We start from the raw sequence: 15,226 nt of genomic DNA, 5'->3' as shown, positions 1-15,226 counted from the left end.
CTGGTGTCACATTGTCCGCTGCGGCGCGGTCTGCAGCAATTGTCTGATTTGCTCGCTGTAGAATTTGGCATTGCCCGTGGTGCCGTGGCCGCGCGTCTCGGTGCTGGCAGGGATCAGATACAGCTTGCCGTTCTTGACCCGCTTCATCGCAGCATCAGTGATGCCGGTCTCGGGTGGATTGCGTTCGTCGTCGGCGGAGTTGATGAGGAGGAGGGATGCGTCGATCGCCTCCAGCTTCTCGCCTGCATTGTAGTCGTGCGAGGACTCCCACTGGTAGACGAAATCGTTGGCATCGGCGGTGATCGGCGTCGCCAGCCGGTCGTCGACCATCTTGTCGGCCTTGGCCGCGGTCGGCGCCTGCGCTTGATAGGCCAGCGTGCCGCCGATGCTGGCAATGCCGTAGGCCGTGGCAGCGTATTTCATCATGCGCGGCTGGCTGGTGTAGTTGCCGCCATTGTAGTCGGGATCGTTGCGGATGGTGTCGAGCATGATCCGCCGCATCATCCAGTTGCGCGAGGCCATCTCGGTCGGCTGCGAGGCCATCGGGATCAGCGCGTCCATCGCCTTCGGATATTTCTCGCCCCACAGCCAGGTGTGCATGCCGCCCATCGAATTGCCGATGACGAGCCGCAGATGCTTGACGCCGAGGCCTTCGGTCACCAGGCGATACTGCGCCTCGACCATGTCGTCGTAATTGTACTTCGGAAAGCGCGTCTTCATGCCGTCGGACGGTTTCGACGATTTGCCGTGGCCGATGCCATCAGGGAGGATGATGTAATATTTGGACGCGTCGAGCGGCTGGCCCGGACCGAACAGTTCACCACCGAAGGAAGGTCCCAGCATGCCCGTGCCCGAGCCGCCCGTGCCGTGCAGCACCAGCACCGGCTGGCCCGAGGGCTCCCCGACGGTGGTGTAGTGCAGCTTCAGCTCCGGCATGGTCTCGCCGGTGTGGAACTTGAAGTCCCTGGCGATCCAGTCGCCCTGCTTGGGAGCGGGATAGTCGGCGGCTGATACGAGTGTGGAGACGGCCGGCATTGCGATGGACAGCAGGACGGCTGCCAGTGCTGCGCAACAAGCTTTCATGTTCGTTCCCCCGTGCGGCTCATGGTCGGCGGCCGCGTTGGGAGGGAACTTAGCAGAAGCGCGAAGAAGGATGTAGGATTTTGGCTTCGCCGATCGTCCTTGAGGAAACCGCCGGAGAGAGACCCAGCATGTGCCGCAACATCAAGACGCTGTTCAACTTCGAGCCGCCGGCGACGGAGGATGAGATCCACGCCAGCGCGCTGCAGTTCGTGCGAAAATTGTCCGGCTTCAACAAGCCCTCGCAGGCCAATGAAGCAGCCTTCGATCGTGCGGTCGCGGAAGTGTCGGAGGCCGCGCGAAAACTCCTGACCTCGCTGCACACCCATGCGCCCGCGCGCGACCGCGAGATCGAGGCGGAAAGGGCGAAGGAGCGCTCGCGGCTCCGCTTCGGTTAGTGGGCTCCGGCAACTCGTTCCGTGATCTGGCTCACGGTATGGGGCGCCTCATTTTGCAATGATGTCCGCCGGGGTTTTGACAACCCGGAGCAGGATCATGAGCCGCCCCCTTCTTCCTCTGAAAGCAGGTGCCATCGTCTTCACGCTGCTATGGACCGCGTGGATGATGTGGTGGAGCGGCTCGTTCTCGAGCGCGAACGTGATCATCCTTGCCGTGTGCGGCGCCGCGGTCGGCTATCTCTGGTATCGCGCCATGCGCTGGCAGTTCGAGCGCATGGGCATGCTGCCGGGCAAGGATGATGCTTCCGGCGCGTCTTGATCCTCCAGCGTGTCCCGGACGCGGTTCAGCGCGCCGGCGCCGCGACGCCGAGCGGGATCCAGGAGCCAGGCGCGCGTCTCGGGACATGGGCCCGGCTTAGCAGCGCTCCGCTGAACTTGACGATGCTTCGCATCGCCAGGGAAGCGCTGCGCTGCGTCCGAGGCGCGGGGGCCACTAATCCCTGTGGCCGTGCTTCTTCTTTTTCTTCTTTTTCTTGTGCTCGTCGTCCTCGCCGGCGTCGCTCTCGTCATCGAGCATGCCCTCGTCGGTCTCCCGCACGGCGGCTTCCAGCATCGCGCGCTCGGCGGCCTCCAGCGCGTCGCGCTCGGCGGCTTCACGCTCGCGTTGGCGGCGGCGCTCGTCCCAGGCGTCGAACAGCTGATCGAGCCACGGCAGCACCTGTTCGATCGAGGGCAATTGACCTGAAGGTCCCGGCTCGCCGCGCGGGCCTTGCGGCCCCGCCGGCCCCTGCGGTCCGGCAGGTCCCTGCGCGCCGATCGCTCCGCGTGGGCCGGCTTCGCCTTGCTTGCCCTGGAGACCGGATTTGCCCTGAGGTCCGGCTTTTCCGATCGGTCCCGGCTTGCCCTGCGGACCAGGCTTGCCGCGCGCGCCGTCGGGGCCGCGCCGGCCCGGATGACCCTGCGGTCCCGGCCGTCCCGGCTCGCCCTGTCGTCCGCGCGGTCCTTGAGCTCCCTGCCGTCGTCCCTGATCGTCTGCCACGCCGCTGCTCCCCTTTCACGAAAGCAAGTTACTTAACGGCGTTTGACGACAGCAGCAATTCTGGTGCGCGCACTAATCCTGATAGGCGGGCACCTCGATGCCCGAGGCGGCATAGAGCTTGATCTTGTTGCGCAGCGTGCGCACGGACAGGCCGAGCACGCGCGAGGCGCGCGTGCGATTGCCGTCGCAGCGCGCGAGAGTCTGCAGCACGAGCTCACGCTCGACCTCGTCGACGGTGGCGCCGATCAGAAGCGGAACGATCTCGTTGGGGGCAAGAAACTGTGCGCCCGGTTCGGACGCGGCGACATGAACAGTGGTCATCAACTCAACTCCCCGATCAACGCCCGCTTCCATCGTTGGAAGCGGATCGAGAACAAACGACCCCCAAGCCGTAGATCTACGGTGGGCGGGTTTGGTTAACGAAAGGTTAATTCCGTGCGGCCGCACCAGATGACCTCGGGAAAGCCGCGAAGCCGCCGCGATTGGAAGGAGATGCACGATGATGCGGACCTATCTCGCGCGCCGAAGAAGGTGTCATTGCCCCCGCGAAGGCGGGGCATCCAGTACGCCGCGGCCTTGCGATTCAATCGCCGCCGCCGCCGGAATACTGGATCGCCCGCCTTCGCGGGCGAATGCGTGCTCACACCGTCCGGTAGCCGCCGTCCACCATCACGATCGTTCCGGTGACGTAGGCCGACAGATCCGAGGCCAGGAAGATCGCGGGACCGACGATGTCCTCGGGCTTGCCGGTGCGCGCCAGCGGGGTGTGGTCGACGAAAGCCTGCACCAGCGCCGGATTGGTCGCGCGCACATTGGCGTTGATGTTGGTCTCGATGAAGCCGGGGCCGATCGCGTTGACGCGCACGCCTTCCTTGCCGAGCTCGACCGCGAGCGCCTTGGTGAAGCCGAGCACGCCGTGCTTCGAGGTCGTGTAGGCCGCAGAGCTCGGTGTGCGCAGATGCACGAAGGACTGGATCGAGCCGATATTGACGATGCGGCCCTTGCTGGCGCGCAAGGGTGCGAGGAAGGCCTGCGTCACGTTGAAGACGCCGTTGAGGTTGAGCGAGATGATGTCGTTCCAGTCCTTCGCCACCGTCTCGGTGTCCGCGGTGAAGGCGTTGCGGCGGGTGATGCCGGCATTGTTGACGAGGATCGAGACCTGCCCGACCTTGCTTTCGACCTGCTTCGCCAGTGCAAAGCAATCCTCGCGCCTGGTGACGTCGAGCGCAAAGCTCTCGGCCTTGCCGCCCGATTTTCGGATCTCCCCGGCGGCCTCCGCGACGGTGTCGGCGTTGACGTCGAGCAGCACCACTTGCGCGCCCTCGCGGGCATAGCCGGCGGCGATCGCACGGCCGATGCCGGAACCCGCCCCGGTGACGACGGCGATGTGGTTTGCAAGTAATGCCATGACATTTTCCTCCCGATTTCGTTTTTAAGTTTCACCAAACGCTAACTCGAAATTAAGGGGTCGGAAACGGCAGCCTTGGCATACTGTTCTCGGTTGCTAAACGTTGCGCGCATGATGGAACGGCTCGATCCCCGGCTCGACTCCTGGAAACTCGCCCTCGAGCGCCTGCGCTCGCCGCAGTCGGCCGACTTCGCCGAGGCGGGCCGGCTCGTGGCCGAGATCGCGCGGATGAGCACGGATACGATGCTGCGCCAGGCCGCCGAGCAGGCGCTGCCGGTGCTGCGCCAGGCAGTCGACAATCATGATCACGGCGTCACGCTGGCAGCCCAGCGTCGTCTCGCCGTGGTGCTCGAGGTCGTCCACGACCTGACCGCGCCGCGCTTCGGCCGCCGCAACGCCACGCCGAAAAAGCTGTCCACCGAGGATCGCGCCCGCCGGCTGCTCGGCCTGCCGCTTTCGGTGCAGCTCACGTGCGAGGACATCAACCAGGCCTATCGCCGCGCGGCCAAGGGCATGCATCCCGACCACGGCGGCAGCGCGGAGGCCTTCATCGACCTCGCCGCCGCGCGCGACGTCCTGATCCATCCCGGCGCGCACAAGGACGCGTGAGGATTCCAGTTATCGAAAAACAAGCGGGCAAGGACGAGACCATCGTCCTTGCCCGCTTTTCGTCCGCCGATCGAATTTTACCAGGTGCAGTGACCGTTCTTGAGCGCGGCATCCTTCGCCGCGAGGGCGTCGAGGAAGGTCGGCATGCTGGCGCTGGCGCGATGATAGCCGGCCGGCCACGGTGTGGTCGGGATGCTCTCGTCCCAGATCTGGCAGAAGCCGGTGTCCTGCCAGCGGATCAGGTGATAGCTGGCGTTCGCGGGGCTCGCAGCCACGAACGCAGTGACGGCAAGACCGGCGGCAGCGCACAGCAGGGAAATACGACGCATGATCGGCTCCTCGAAATGAATGATGTGATGCGCCTCCCGGCAATGACGGGGAGGGCTGGTGCCGGACGCTTCAGGGGATGCGCGCCGGACAAGAGGTGAGTAGTTCCGCGTGCGGATCAGGTTCAAAGGATGGGCGCGGGCGCTGCGCAAAAGAATAGGGCGGACCGCTCGCGCGATCCGCCCTCGAAATCCGATGTTGTCGTCTCAAGCCTAGAGCGTGCAGCGGCGCTCGGCGCGCATCTTGATCTGCAGGTCGGAGGCGGCCTGGAAGGTCGGGAGCGGCTTGCTGACGACCTTGTAGGTCGACACGCCAATCTGGAACGGCTTGTACTTGAGGTCCTCGTTCCAGACCTGGCAGATGCCGGTGTTGTCCCAGCGGATCACGTAATAGCCGACCTTGGCCGAGGCCGGCACGGCAAAGACGGAAGAGGCGATGCCGGCAACGGCACAGAGCGCGAGAACGCGACGCATGACATATCTCCTGATGGGAAATGGGACCTGAAAATTCGTGCGGTAAAAGCAGGCCCTTTGCAAGCCGTGGAGCTGCCGTTCACGGACATGTCAGCTGTTCCCTGCGCATTTGGTTGGGCCGCGTGCCCGACAAGCCACACGCGAAAGCGCTCACCTCGCCAGCGAGGCCACCGCCTCGATCTCGATCAGCATCTTCGGATCGGGCAGGGCCTGCACCACGCAGGTGGTGCGCGCCGGGTAGGGCGGCGGGCCGAAGGCGCCGGCATAGAGCGCATTCATGGCGGCGACGTCGGAGGCGCGGGTCAGGAGCACGTTGACCTTGGCGAGGTCGCGGACGGTGGCGCCGGCCTCGTCCAGCACGCGCTTGATGTTGACGACGACATTGGCGAACTGCGCCTCGAAACCGTCGGGCAGCGCGCCTTTGGCATCGAAGCCGGGAATGCCCGACACGAACAGGAGATCGCCGACACGGGTGGCAAAGGACAGCGGCGGCGCCTTGACGTTGGGCGGGGGCGCGAAATGCTGGATCGGCATGGGATCACCTCGAAGACGGACGCTGACGAGGGAAGCGTAACGGCAGGCGAGGCGAGCGCCAACCAAAAAACGCGAAAACAACCCCATGCACAGTAGCCATGAGACTGGAATCGTTCGCGTTTTCAAATTCGAAATTGGCGAATTCGCGCGGTTGCTCCGTCGGGCAAATCAGGGGCAGAATGGCATGATGCCGATGGTCGCGCAGTCACGCGGCGCTTTGCCTCCTGGCCTGCATCGGCGAAAGGACCGCTCTGCCTCATCCGTCATTGCGAGCGCAGCGAAGCAATCCAGACCCTCTCCGCCGAGGCAGTCTGGATTGCTTCGTCGCATCTGCACAAAATTGCTACGCAATTTTGTCGCTGAGCTCCTCGCAATGACGGAGAACGAGGGCCGAGCGCGTCTCACGCCTCACCCCATCATGTTGCCGCCCCGATCCATCCTGTACATTCGCAGCCTCTGATTCGTTTCTCCCCCACAAAAATCATCCCCCGGAGACCCCCATGAAGCTCGCTTCCACCTTTCGCGCCGCGCTGATCGCCATCGCCGCGCTGGCCGGACTCTCGACCGCGGCGCAGGCCGACAGTGGCTTCGTGACGCTGACGATCTACAAGGCGGGCTGGATCATCGGCGGCTCGGGCGGGAGCGGCGTGCTGAACTTCCGCGGCCGCTCCTATGCGCTCTCGACCGGCGGGCTCGACTACGGCCTCGTCTTCGGGGGATCCAAGACCGTGCTGCGCGGTCGCGTCTCCAACATCAACCGTCCCTCCGACGTTGCCGGGGTCTACGGCGCCGCCGGCGCCGGCCTTGCCGTGGGCGCCGGCGCCCGCGCCATCGTGCTGACCAACCAGAAGGGCGCGGTGCTGGAACTGTCGGGCACGCAGGTCGGGTTGATGGCCAACGCGGATCTCTCGGGTCTTGCGATCACGATGCGGTAGGGAACGGTGCCGTAGGGTGGGCAAAGGCGCAAAGCGCCGTGCCCACCCTTCGTCAGCGATAGATACAGATCGTGGGCACGCTTTCGCTTTGCGTACCTACGATCGCGACGCCGCGGTGAACACCGCAAGCTGCGCGTCGAACGCGCGCCGGAACGCCGACCGCGCTTCGCCGCGGGCGACATAGGCGGCGATCTCGGGATACTCGTCGAGCAGCCCGGATGTGTGCAGCCGCCGCAGCACTGTCACCATCATGAGGTCACCGGCGCTGAACGCGCCGTCGAGCCAGTCGGCATCACCGATGTGGTGGGACAATTCGCCGAGCCTGACACGGACGCGATCCTGCAAGCCCGGCAGGCGCTCGGCGTACCAGCTCTTGTCGCGCTCGAATATCATGGCCATGGTGAGCTCGACGATCGGCGGCTCCATTGTGCTCAGCGCGGCGAACATCCACGCGATCGCGCGGGCGCGCGCATCGGCATCCCGAGGCAGCAAGCCGTCATGGCGCTCCGCGATATGCAGCACGATCGCGCCGGACTCGAACAGCGCCAGATCGCCGTCCTCGTAAGTCGGAATCTGCCCGAACGGATGCAGCGCGCGATGCGCCGGTTGCTTCATCGCGGCGAACGAGACGAGGCGGACGTCGTAAGCCAGCCCGACCTCCTCGAAGGCCCAGCGCACCCGCATGTCTCGCGCGTGGCCCTTGCCGCGGTCGGGCGAGGATTCGAAGGCGGTGATGGTGGGCATCGGGGGCTCCGGGGTGGTTGGCCTACAGAGGACGAACGAGGCCGGCGGTTTCCGACACCCTCTCCGATCTTTGTAGGGTGGGTCAGCCGTTCACATGCGCGGTTCATCAACACGGGACGGAGCAAGGCGTAACCCCACCTCTTATGCCTCGGCGGCGGCAGACGCGGTGGGTTGCGCCGCGCGACTGCGCTTCGCGCACCCGCGCCGCTACCCCACCCTACGGACCTCCCAGCGCCGTTGCAGGCCGTCGATTGTCGAATAGGATGGCCTCAACATCGTTTGTGAGGAGATCGATATGACCATCAACACAGACAAGATCGACGATGCCGCGCTGGCCTTGCTTTATCTCACCCTCCACGACGGCTGCCGGGCATGGAAGGGTTTTGATTGGGGAGTGCTCGGGCGCCTGCATGACAAGGGCATGATTGACGATCCCGTCGGCAAGGTGAAGTCCGTGGTGTTCACGCAAGAGGGGCTCGAACGCGCGAAGACGCTGTTCGAAAAATTGTTCGAGGAGTGAGGTCTGCGAACGCGATGACGGTGTGCCGCCAAACCCACGGTGTCGTCCCGGCGAACGCCGGGACCCATACCGCGTGATCTATCTGTGCGGTTGGTCTCAGTACCGAAACGCCGAGTCTCCGCCAAACTACTCCCTGGGGGTATGGGTCCCCGCGTTCGCGGGGACGACGGGGAATGTGACGCGCAATTGTTCGCTGAACCTACGCAGCGATCCACGCCGCCAGCTCCCGCCACGGCTCCAGCCTCCAACTCCCCGACGCCGCGCCCGACGGCGACGGCAGCACAAAAATCTCCGGCAGGCTCGCATCGCGCTTCTGCCGCCCCAGCGCGATTGCAACTGACGGCCGGCCGTAGAACAAGCTCGCCGCCTTCTTGCTCGTGAACGCAATCGTCCGCGGCCGGTACGTCTCCATCTTCGCCCTGAAGCCCGCCACGTCGATCGTCTCCGCCGCGATCTGGTGATCCATCCCGGCGCCCGTCTTGGAGAGATCGGTGAAGCCGATCCCGAGATCGATCAGCTTCGCGAACTCGCTCGGCTGATAGCGCCGCGGCGTGATCCCGGCCTCATGCAGCGCGCGCCAGAAGCGGTTGCCGGGATGGGCGTAGTAGTGCCCAAGCTGCGCCGAGCGCGTCGAGGCGGCGGTGCCGACGAAGACGAGGCGGAGGTTGGGGCGGAGCTGGTCGGGGAGGCGGTGGGCGATGGTCACGGGGAGATCAAGTATCTGTAGCGTTGTAGCGCGCGAGCATTAGCGACATGCAGGACGGCAAAGATCCACGATGCCGCGCCGGTTAGCCCAGCTATCCTTGCTATAGAGATTTGAGGCTAGGCTCTGACGGCTTCGCTTGCAGAATACCGCCGTCGGATTTCGGAATGCCGCGGAGCTTCATAAGCGTCGTCTCTCCATAGGGAGTCAATGCCCAGTATCGATTCGTATCCGACGGAACGTGCTTCTTTGAACTCTTCTGGATTAGACCCAGTGCAAATAGCTGTACCTTTATGGTGTCAAAGGTGTCGTCACTAATCGAAACCTCGACCCCTTTTGGGAATTTGTCGAGATCGTATCGCCATATTTCGTTCGATAGCCGACGCTTCATCTGCTGCTCGGTCGCTTCTTCCATTAGGATAGGGCCAACCTCAAAGAAGATTGTGTTCCAGCTTACGCCTACGTTGCGCGATCCCCTCAGCCACTCGCGCTCTTCTCGCTGATATACTTGGTAGTGACAGTCGATCAGAAAGGGATCCGTTCCTCCAGCGTAATTCTCAGATCCAGTTGGAGCCTCCGATCGAGCGTTAGCGAGTTCATTACGAAGACTGTCAATTTCGCTACGCAAGGACTCTAGCAGTGCTGGGTCGGCCGTGCGGCTTGCTCGGACCCAGCCTTCTTGCGGGTTGCGCTTGGTTTCTGCAGAGATCGACTGAATCACTTTCGCACGTAAGTCGTCCGCATTCGTCCAGAACTTAATATGTCTGCCTGTTCCGACTTTTGAGCGGAATGCCTCTAGTCTCGCTCGCGCCGCATCGCTTAGATCCGTCTTGCCGGCTGGTATGAGTTCAGGATTTTGGTGGACGAATGCCAGGATCGGCTTCCTGGTGGCCTTCGCGTATTCAAATTCCATCTCGGTGTAGCTGATACCGTCTTCGGTTGTAGACCCGTACCGTCCACCAATTACCAGGACATAATAGTCGCTGTCGTCGATCACGCCTTTGATGAGAGCCCACTGGTCTTCGTCAGAGGCTGGAAATAATTCCATTCCCGCAGGAAAGTGGTCGAGACTTAGCAGTGCCTGCATGACAGCTTGGCGCTCGTGCTGCAGATCAGCGAACGTGGAGCTAACAAAGATCTGGTACCGCTTATCCATAGCAACGGCCAATTATTGGATGCGATCTGGAAACGCTGCGCAAGGTAGTAGCCCCATTCAATGCGGGCAACGAAAAAGGCCGGTTCTTCCCCGGCCCTTTAAGTGTGAGGTAGACCCTGAGCAACTCCGGGCCTTTTAACCGACGTCCCTCACAATACCCGATTGCTCTCCTTCACCTTCTCGGCGTCCAGATAAACGCTGCTCCCCATCTCCTTGAACTTCGCGCTCATCTTGGCCATGCCGTCCTCGGCGGTGCCCTGCATCGACATGCCGACGCTGTTCGGATCATTCAGCGTCGCCGCGTAGTCCCGCACGTCCTGCGTGATCTTCATCGAGCAGAACTTCGGGCCGCACATCGAGCAGAAATGGGCGACCTTGTGGGCTTCCTTCGGCAGGGTCTCGTCGTGGAAGCTTTTTGCGGTATCGGGGTCGAGGCCGAGGTTGAACTGGTCGGTCCAGCGGAATTCGAACCGCGCGCGGGAGAGGGCGTCGTCGCGCAGTTGCGCGGCGGGGTGGCCCTTGGCGAGGTCGGAGGCGTGGGCGGCGATCTTGTAGGTGATGACGCCGGTCTTGACGTCGTTACGATCGGGGAGGCCGAGATGCTCCTTCGGCGTGACGTAGCAGAGCATGGCGCAGCCGAACCAGCCGATCATGGCCGCGCCAATCCCTGAGGTGATGTGGTCATAGCCCGGCGCGATGTCGGTGGTCAGGGGCCCGAGCGTGTAGAACGGGGCTTCGCCGCATTCCTTGAGCTGCTTGTCCATGTTGATCTTGATCTTGTGCATCGGCACGTGGCCGGGGCCTTCGATCATGACCTGGCAGCCCTTGTCCCACGCGATCTTCGTGAGCTCGCCGAGCGTCTCCAGCTCCGCGAACTGCGCGCGGTCGTTGGCGTCCGCGATCGAACCAGGACGCAGGCCGTCGCCGAGCGAGAACGAGACGTCATATTTGCGCATGAGGTCGCAGATCTCGTCGAAATGCGTGTAGAGGAAGCTTTCCTTGTGATGCGCCAGGCACCACTTCGCCATGATCGAGCCGCCGCGGCTGACGATGCCGGTGACGCGGCTGGCTGTGAGGTGGATGTATTGCAGGCGCACGCCGGCGTGGATGGTGAAATAGTCGACACCCTGCTCGCACTGCTCGATCAGCGTGTCCTTGTAGAGCTCCCAGGTCAGCTTCACGGGATCGCCGTTGCACTTCTCCAGCGCCTGGTAGATCGGCACCGTGCCGATCGGCACCGGCGAGTTGCGCAGGATCCATTCGCGCGTGGTGTGGATGTTGCGGCCGGTCGAGAGGTCCATCACGGTGTCGGCGCCCCAGCGGATCGCCCACACCATCTTCTCGACCTCCTCCTCGACCGACGAGGTCACGGCGGAGTTGCCGATATTGGCGTTGATCTTGGTCAGGAAGTTGCGGCCGATGATCATCGGCTCGAGTTCTGCGTGGTTGATGTTGGAGGGGATGATGGCGCGGCCGCGCGCGATCTCGTCGCGCACGAACTCCGGGGTGATGAAGGCGGGCACCGATGCGCCGAAACTCTCGCCGTCGGCGAGGGCGGCTTCCGCGCGCTCGAGCTGCTGCTTGCGGCCGAGGTTCTCGCGCGCGGCGACGTAGATCATCTCCTTGGTGACGATGCCGGCGCGGGCGAATTCGAGCTGGGTGATCTTGTGGCCGTCGAGGCCGCGAAGCGGCTTGTGATAGGCCGAGAAGGCGCGCGCGGCCTTGTCGGTGGAGACGCTGCCGTTGTCCTCCGGCTTGACCTGGCGTCCCTCATATTCCTCGACGCCGCCACGCTCCAGCACCCATTGCTTGCGGTTGCGCGCAAGGCCTGCGTTGACGTCGATGGTGACGGAGGGATCGGTGTAGGGGCCCGAAGTGTCGTAGACCGGCAGGTTCGGCTCGCCGGCGCCTTCGGACAGGATGATCTCGCGCAGCGGCACGCGCAGATCGGGCGCGGCGTCGGGCGTCGCGAAGATCTTTCGCGAGGAGGGAAGGGGGCCGGTGGTGACGGCGGGGACCGTTTTTTCGGGGTTGGAGCGGATGTTCATGGGGATCCTCCGGATTAATTCGTATGCTTTGGCGCCGAGACGACGCTGGTGAGTTCTTGCTCCGTCATTGCGAGGAGCTCTTGCGACGAAGCAATCCAGACTGCCTCCACGGAAAGATCCTGGATTGCTTCGCTGCGCTCGCAATGACGTGGAGACAGTTGGGGCATCACGCCGCCTCCTTCAGGCCGAGCCATTGCCGCACCCTCGCATCGGGGTCGGCGTTCTGGGTGACGTCGCTGACCACCGCGATCGAATCCGCGCCCGCCGCAAAGATCTCCGCGGCGTGCTCGAACTTGATGCCGCCGATCGCGACCAGCGGGATGGTGCCGATGCGCTTCTTCCACTCGGTGATCTTCGGAATGCCCTGCGGCTCGAAGCGCATCGACTTGAGCGTGGTGAAGAAGATCGGGCCGAGCGCGACGTAATCGGGCTTTGCGGCGAGCGCAGTCTCGAGCTCGGCGTCGTCATGGGTGGAGATGCCGAGCGAGAGGCCGGCTTCGCGGATAGCGCCGAGGTCGGCCTCGGCGAGATCCTCCTGGCCGAGATGCAGATATTTTGCGCCGGCGACGATCGCCGCGCGCCAATAGTCGTTCACGACCAGCTTCGTTTCGGTGTCCTTGGTGATGGCCAGCGCGTCGCTGACGATCTGCAGTGCGTCGGCGTCGTTCAGCTCTTTCGCGCGCAGCTGGATGGTGCCGACGCCGAGCTTGGTGAGCCGCTCGACCCATTTGAGGCTGTCGACGACGGGATAAAAGCGATCAGGATACGGCATGCCAGAACGGGGTCCCAACGACAGGAGTGGAGGGGGAGGCGAAGTCGCGGGCGTTCATCAGCCCGGCTTCGAATGCGGTGCGGCCGGCCTCGATCCCGAGGCGGAAGGCCTTGGCCATCGCGACGGGATCGGCGGCCTTGGCGATCGCGGTGTTGAGCAGCACGGCGTCATAGCCGAGCTCCAGCGCCTGCGCGGCGTGACTGGGCGCGCCCAAGCCGGCGTCAACCACCAAGGTGATATCGGGCAGGCGGTCGCGCAGCAGGCTCAAGGCATCGCGGTTGGTGATGCCACGGGCCGAGCCGATGGGAGCGGCCCACGGCATCACCACCTTGCAGCCGGCATCGACCAGGCGGTTGGCGACCGAGAGATCCTCGGTGCAATAGGGGAACACTTCAAAACCGTCCTTGATCAGGATGGTGGCGGCTTCGACGAGGCCGACGACGTCGGGCTGCAGCGTGTCGTTGTCGGCGATGACCTCGAGCTTGATCCAGGACGTGCCGAACAATTCGCGGGCGAGTTTTGCGGTGGTCACGGCCTCGCGCACGGTGCGGCAGCCGGCGGTGTTCGGCAGCACTGACACGTCGAGCTCGCGGATCAGATTCCAGAACGCATCGCCCGTCTTGCCGCCGGCGGATTCGCGGCGCAGCGACACCGTGACGATGTTCGAGCCGGAGGCGCGGATGGCGGACTGCATGATCGCAGGCGAAGGATAGAGCGCGCTGCCGATGAGGAGGCGCGAGGCGAAGGATTTGCCGTAGAAGGTCACCATTGGGAAGGCGTCTCCTTGAATGCAGCTGTCAGCCCAGAAGTAGCTGTCATCCCCGCGAAGGCGGGGATCCATACCGCGTGATTTCTCTTGGGGCACGCGGGGAGAGACCGAGCGCCATAACCGCTCCCTGGGGTTATGGGTCCCCGCCCCCGTGCGCATCGCGCACTAGGCGGGGACGACGAGTGGAGAGAGCGTGGCAGCATCACCTCACCCTCCCTGCCGCGGCGTGATGATCTCGATCTCGTCGCCGGCTTTCAGGCTGGTCTCGGCCCAGCGGCTCTTCGGCACGACGTCGTAGTTCAGCGCGATGGCGAAATGGGTGCCCTCGTAGTCGAGCTCGGACAGCAGCGCATCGACGCTGGCCGCGGCCACCTCGCGCTGCTCGCCGTTCACGGTCACACGCATTGCATCACCTCGTTGTCGATCTGGCCGCGCTCGACATAGTTGAGCGTCAGCTCGGCGAGCGCGGGGGCGATCAGGAAGCCGTGGCGGTAGAGGCCGTTGACGGTGATCCTGCGGCCGCGAATGCCGATGCGCGGCAGATTGTCGGGAAAAGCGGGGCGAAGGCCGGAGCCGAATTCGACGATGCGGGCTTCGCCAAAGGCGGGGTGCACGGTATAGGCCGCGCCGAGAAGCTCCAGCGCGGAGCGGACGGTGACGCCGGTGTCCTCGGTCTCGATCGAGGTCGCGCCCAGCATGAACAAATTGTTCTCGCGCGGGATCACGTAGAGCGGCCAGCGCGGATGCATCAGCCGCACCGGACGTGCCAGCTGCACCTCGGCCGTCTCGATCAGGATCATCTCGCCCTTGACGCCGCGCAGCTCCGGCTGCTCGTCGCGGGCGCCAAGGCCGCGGCAGTCGATCACGATGGCATCAGGGTCCTTTGCGAGATCCCCCGCCGAAACGTCGCTGGAAAACTTGATGGTGCCGCCGGCGGCGCGGATGCGCTCGTGCAGCTGCGGCAGCACGCGGCGCGGCTCGACATGGCCCTCGGCCGGAAAGAACAGCGCATCGCGGAAGCGGCCTTCCAGCGACGGCTCGAGCTCGGCAAGGCCGGCAGCGTCGAGCCGGCGGTGGTCCTCGGTCATGCGCGCAAAGCGCTCGAAATCGTTGCGCTCGCGCGGATGGGCGACGACGAGCGAGCCGTTGAACGGCGTGTCGGGCAGCTCGCGCCGCCAGACCTCGAGCGAGCGCAAGCCGAGGCGGCTGATGATGGGTTCGGCGACCTCGGCCTCGCAATAGGGCGCGAGCATGCCGCCGGCCCAATGGCTGGTGGCGTCCGTCATCGCCTCGTCACCGCGCTCGTGCAAGGTCACGGCATGGCCGGCCTGCGCGAACAGCAAAGCCTGCCAGGCGCCCGCAATGCCTGCGCCGATGATGGATACCGGTGAATCCGGTCGCTTGGTCGTTTGCAACATCCCTGTCCCTTCGCCGGCATGACCCGGATCAGGTTCAAAGGGTCACCGCGGTCTTGGCAAGCCGGTCAATCGGCATTGCCCGTTTAGCGGTATCTCAGCTCCTCCTCGGAGCACCCCTCGGAACGGGTCTAATGTAGGACAGCGGGGCGGGGTGGTCAACGCGTGTTGTGGGAACCCTGTGCCCCGGACGCAGCGCATCACGTAGTGGTGCGCTGCTGAGCCGGGGCCCATGTGGCCCAGTGCTCGTAGCTTCTGGGTCCCGGCTCTGCGCAGCAGCGCTTTGCGCTGCTGCT

The 15,226-nt window shown here is 64.3% G+C and carries 20 protein-coding genes and 1 riboswitch; of the genes, 5 read left to right on the top strand and 15 right to left on the bottom strand.

The annotated features are described in order from the left end of the window. Positions 1–6: 6 nt before the first annotated feature. Positions 7–1,083 carry an alpha/beta fold hydrolase gene (locus Q0743_RS31530; protein WP_298245323.1) on the bottom strand — a complete coding sequence of 359 codons (1,077 nt, stop codon included), beginning with the start codon at positions 1,081–1,083 and terminating at the stop codon, positions 7–9. A gap of 128 nt (positions 1,084–1,211) precedes the next feature. Here Q0743_RS31530 and Q0743_RS31525 point away from each other — a divergent pair, with 128 nt between their 5' ends. Then, positions 1,212–1,478: a DUF2277 domain-containing protein gene (locus tag Q0743_RS31525; RefSeq protein ID WP_298245322.1), complete on the top strand. Its 267-nt coding sequence runs from the start codon at positions 1,212–1,214 to the stop codon at positions 1,476–1,478. 97 nt (positions 1,479–1,575) lie between these two features. Next, positions 1,576–1,797 carry a hypothetical protein gene (locus tag Q0743_RS31520; protein WP_298245321.1) on the top strand — a complete coding sequence of 74 codons (222 nt, stop codon included), beginning with the start codon at positions 1,576–1,578 and terminating at the stop codon, positions 1,795–1,797. A 174-nt stretch (positions 1,798–1,971) separates the two neighbouring features. Here the strand turns inward: Q0743_RS31520 and Q0743_RS31515 are convergent, their stop codons facing one another. The 3 genes from Q0743_RS31515 to Q0743_RS31505 all read right to left on the bottom strand — a co-directional run bounded on the left by Q0743_RS31515 (position 1,972) and on the right by Q0743_RS31505 (position 3,925). Beyond that, on the bottom strand, positions 1,972–2,517 hold the full coding sequence (locus tag Q0743_RS31515) for a collagen-like protein (protein WP_298245320.1): 546 nt from the start codon (positions 2,515–2,517) through the stop codon (positions 1,972–1,974). Positions 2,518–2,589: 72 nt separating this feature from the next. Next, positions 2,590–2,838 carry a helix-turn-helix domain-containing protein gene (locus tag Q0743_RS31510; protein WP_298245319.1) on the bottom strand — a complete coding sequence of 83 codons (249 nt, stop codon included), beginning with the start codon at positions 2,836–2,838 and terminating at the stop codon, positions 2,590–2,592. 319 nt (positions 2,839–3,157) lie between these two features. Further along, on the bottom strand, positions 3,158–3,925 hold the full coding sequence (locus Q0743_RS31505) for an SDR family NAD(P)-dependent oxidoreductase (protein ID WP_298245318.1): 768 nt from the start codon (positions 3,923–3,925) through the stop codon (positions 3,158–3,160). 111 nt (positions 3,926–4,036) lie between these two features. Here Q0743_RS31505 and Q0743_RS31500 point away from each other — a divergent pair, with 111 nt between their 5' ends. Further along, positions 4,037–4,534 (top strand): J domain-containing protein, encoded by a 498-nt coding sequence (locus Q0743_RS31500; RefSeq protein ID WP_298245317.1) that lies wholly within the window; start codon positions 4,037–4,039, stop codon positions 4,532–4,534. A 77-nt stretch (positions 4,535–4,611) separates the two neighbouring features. Here the strand turns inward: Q0743_RS31500 and Q0743_RS31495 are convergent, their stop codons facing one another. From Q0743_RS31495 to Q0743_RS31485, 3 genes are all read right to left on the bottom strand, one after another. Further along, a complete protein-coding gene (locus tag Q0743_RS31495) occupies positions 4,612–4,863 on the bottom strand; it encodes a hypothetical protein (protein WP_298245316.1) in 252 nt (83 codons plus the stop codon). Between the two features lie 210 nt (positions 4,864–5,073). Continuing rightward, the gene (locus Q0743_RS31490) at positions 5,074–5,334 is read right to left on the bottom strand and encodes a hypothetical protein (protein ID WP_298245315.1); all 261 of its coding nucleotides are present in this window, start codon (positions 5,332–5,334) and stop codon (positions 5,074–5,076) included. A gap of 150 nt (positions 5,335–5,484) precedes the next feature. Beyond that, positions 5,485–5,868 (bottom strand): RidA family protein, encoded by a 384-nt coding sequence (locus Q0743_RS31485; protein ID WP_298245314.1) that lies wholly within the window; start codon positions 5,866–5,868, stop codon positions 5,485–5,487. A gap of 500 nt (positions 5,869–6,368) precedes the next feature. On the opposite strand from Q0743_RS31485, the gene Q0743_RS31480 reads away from it, so the two are divergent. After that, the gene (locus Q0743_RS31480; RefSeq protein ID WP_298245313.1) at positions 6,369–6,803 is read left to right on the top strand and encodes a hypothetical protein; all 435 of its coding nucleotides are present in this window, start codon (positions 6,369–6,371) and stop codon (positions 6,801–6,803) included. A gap of 96 nt (positions 6,804–6,899) precedes the next feature. Here Q0743_RS31480 and Q0743_RS31475 read toward each other — a convergent pair whose 3' ends face one another. Beyond that, positions 6,900–7,547 (bottom strand): glutathione S-transferase family protein, encoded by a 648-nt coding sequence (locus Q0743_RS31475; protein WP_298245312.1) that lies wholly within the window; start codon positions 7,545–7,547, stop codon positions 6,900–6,902. Positions 7,548–7,842: 295 nt separating this feature from the next. Here Q0743_RS31475 and Q0743_RS31470 point away from each other — a divergent pair, with 295 nt between their 5' ends. Continuing rightward, positions 7,843–8,067 (top strand): DUF6429 family protein, encoded by a 225-nt coding sequence (locus Q0743_RS31470; protein ID WP_298245311.1) that lies wholly within the window; start codon positions 7,843–7,845, stop codon positions 8,065–8,067. A gap of 199 nt (positions 8,068–8,266) precedes the next feature. Here the strand turns inward: Q0743_RS31470 and Q0743_RS31465 are convergent, their stop codons facing one another. The 7 genes from Q0743_RS31465 to Q0743_RS31435 form a co-directional block, all read right to left on the bottom strand. Next, positions 8,267–8,773: a mismatch-specific DNA-glycosylase gene (locus tag Q0743_RS31465; RefSeq protein ID WP_298245310.1), complete on the bottom strand. Its 507-nt coding sequence runs from the start codon at positions 8,771–8,773 to the stop codon at positions 8,267–8,269. A 100-nt stretch (positions 8,774–8,873) separates the two neighbouring features. After that, positions 8,874–9,926, bottom strand: coding sequence for a DUF4062 domain-containing protein (locus Q0743_RS31460; protein ID WP_298245309.1), 1,053 nt, complete (start codon positions 9,924–9,926; stop codon positions 8,874–8,876). Between the two features lie 149 nt (positions 9,927–10,075). Then, positions 10,076–11,974: a phosphomethylpyrimidine synthase ThiC gene (thiC, locus tag Q0743_RS31455; protein ID WP_298245308.1), complete on the bottom strand. Its 1,899-nt coding sequence runs from the start codon at positions 11,972–11,974 to the stop codon at positions 10,076–10,078. A 166-nt stretch (positions 11,975–12,140) separates the two neighbouring features. Beyond that, complete coding sequence (locus Q0743_RS31450; RefSeq protein ID WP_298245307.1) at positions 12,141–12,746, bottom strand: thiamine phosphate synthase; 606 nt, start codon at positions 12,744–12,746, stop codon at positions 12,141–12,143. Further along, positions 12,733–13,515, bottom strand: a complete 783-nt coding sequence (locus tag Q0743_RS31445) for a thiazole synthase (RefSeq protein WP_298245306.1) — start codon at positions 13,513–13,515, stop codon at positions 12,733–12,735. The genes Q0743_RS31450 and Q0743_RS31445 overlap by 14 nt, the downstream gene beginning before the upstream one ends. 207 nt (positions 13,516–13,722) lie before the next feature. Further along, the gene (gene thiS / locus Q0743_RS31440) at positions 13,723–13,920 is read right to left on the bottom strand and encodes a sulfur carrier protein ThiS (protein ID WP_298245305.1); all 198 of its coding nucleotides are present in this window, start codon (positions 13,918–13,920) and stop codon (positions 13,723–13,725) included. Beyond that, the gene (locus Q0743_RS31435) at positions 13,911–14,933 is read right to left on the bottom strand and encodes an FAD-dependent oxidoreductase (RefSeq protein WP_298245304.1); all 1,023 of its coding nucleotides are present in this window, start codon (positions 14,931–14,933) and stop codon (positions 13,911–13,913) included. Before Q0743_RS31435 ends, thiS begins: the two co-directional genes overlap by 10 nt. Then, a riboswitch (TPP riboswitch) is annotated at positions 14,921–15,061 on the bottom strand. Its footprint overlaps the gene before it by 13 nt. Positions 15,062–15,226: the final 165 nt, after the last annotated feature.

The sequence above is a fragment of the uncultured Bradyrhizobium sp. genome (genome assembly GCF_936943645.1).
Lineage (GTDB): Bacteria > Pseudomonadota > Alphaproteobacteria > Rhizobiales > Xanthobacteraceae > Bradyrhizobium.
This window is presented reverse-complemented; position numbering and strand designations above follow the sequence as displayed.

Excerpts from the sequence above, each read along its gene's own strand:
- Q0743_RS31530 (WP_298245323.1), bottom strand. The coding sequence starts at position 1,083 with ATGAAAGCTTGTTGCGCAGCACTGGCAGCCGTCCTGCTGTCCATCGCA.
- Q0743_RS31525 (WP_298245322.1), top strand. The coding sequence starts at position 1,212 with ATGTGCCGCAACATCAAGACGCTGTTCAACTTCGAGCCGCCGGCGACG.
- Q0743_RS31520 (WP_298245321.1), top strand. The coding sequence starts at position 1,576 with ATGAGCCGCCCCCTTCTTCCTCTGAAAGCAGGTGCCATCGTCTTCACG.
- Q0743_RS31510 (WP_298245319.1), bottom strand. The coding sequence starts at position 2,838 with ATGACCACTGTTCATGTCGCCGCGTCCGAACCGGGCGCACAGTTTCTT.
- Q0743_RS31505 (WP_298245318.1), bottom strand. The coding sequence starts at position 3,925 with ATGGCATTACTTGCAAACCACATCGCCGTCGTCACCGGGGCGGGTTCC.
- Q0743_RS31500 (WP_298245317.1), top strand. The coding sequence starts at position 4,037 with ATGATGGAACGGCTCGATCCCCGGCTCGACTCCTGGAAACTCGCCCTC.
- Q0743_RS31495 (WP_298245316.1), bottom strand. The coding sequence starts at position 4,863 with ATGCGTCGTATTTCCCTGCTGTGCGCTGCCGCCGGTCTTGCCGTCACT.
- Q0743_RS31490 (WP_298245315.1), bottom strand. The coding sequence starts at position 5,334 with ATGCGTCGCGTTCTCGCGCTCTGTGCCGTTGCCGGCATCGCCTCTTCC.
- Q0743_RS31485 (WP_298245314.1), bottom strand. The coding sequence starts at position 5,868 with ATGCCGATCCAGCATTTCGCGCCCCCGCCCAACGTCAAGGCGCCGCCG.
- Q0743_RS31480 (WP_298245313.1), top strand. The coding sequence starts at position 6,369 with ATGAAGCTCGCTTCCACCTTTCGCGCCGCGCTGATCGCCATCGCCGCG.
- Q0743_RS31475 (WP_298245312.1), bottom strand. The coding sequence starts at position 7,547 with ATGCCCACCATCACCGCCTTCGAATCCTCGCCCGACCGCGGCAAGGGC.
- Q0743_RS31470 (WP_298245311.1), top strand. The coding sequence starts at position 7,843 with ATGACCATCAACACAGACAAGATCGACGATGCCGCGCTGGCCTTGCTT.
- Q0743_RS31460 (WP_298245309.1), bottom strand. The coding sequence starts at position 9,926 with ATGGATAAGCGGTACCAGATCTTTGTTAGCTCCACGTTCGCTGATCTG.
- thiC (WP_298245308.1), bottom strand. The coding sequence starts at position 11,974 with ATGAACATCCGCTCCAACCCCGAAAAAACGGTCCCCGCCGTCACCACC.
- Q0743_RS31450 (WP_298245307.1), bottom strand. The coding sequence starts at position 12,746 with ATGCCGTATCCTGATCGCTTTTATCCCGTCGTCGACAGCCTCAAATGG.
- Q0743_RS31445 (WP_298245306.1), bottom strand. The coding sequence starts at position 13,515 with ATGGTGACCTTCTACGGCAAATCCTTCGCCTCGCGCCTCCTCATCGGC.
- thiS (WP_298245305.1), bottom strand. The coding sequence starts at position 13,920 with ATGCGTGTGACCGTGAACGGCGAGCAGCGCGAGGTGGCCGCGGCCAGC.
- Q0743_RS31435 (WP_298245304.1), bottom strand. The coding sequence starts at position 14,933 with ATGTTGCAAACGACCAAGCGACCGGATTCACCGGTATCCATCATCGGC.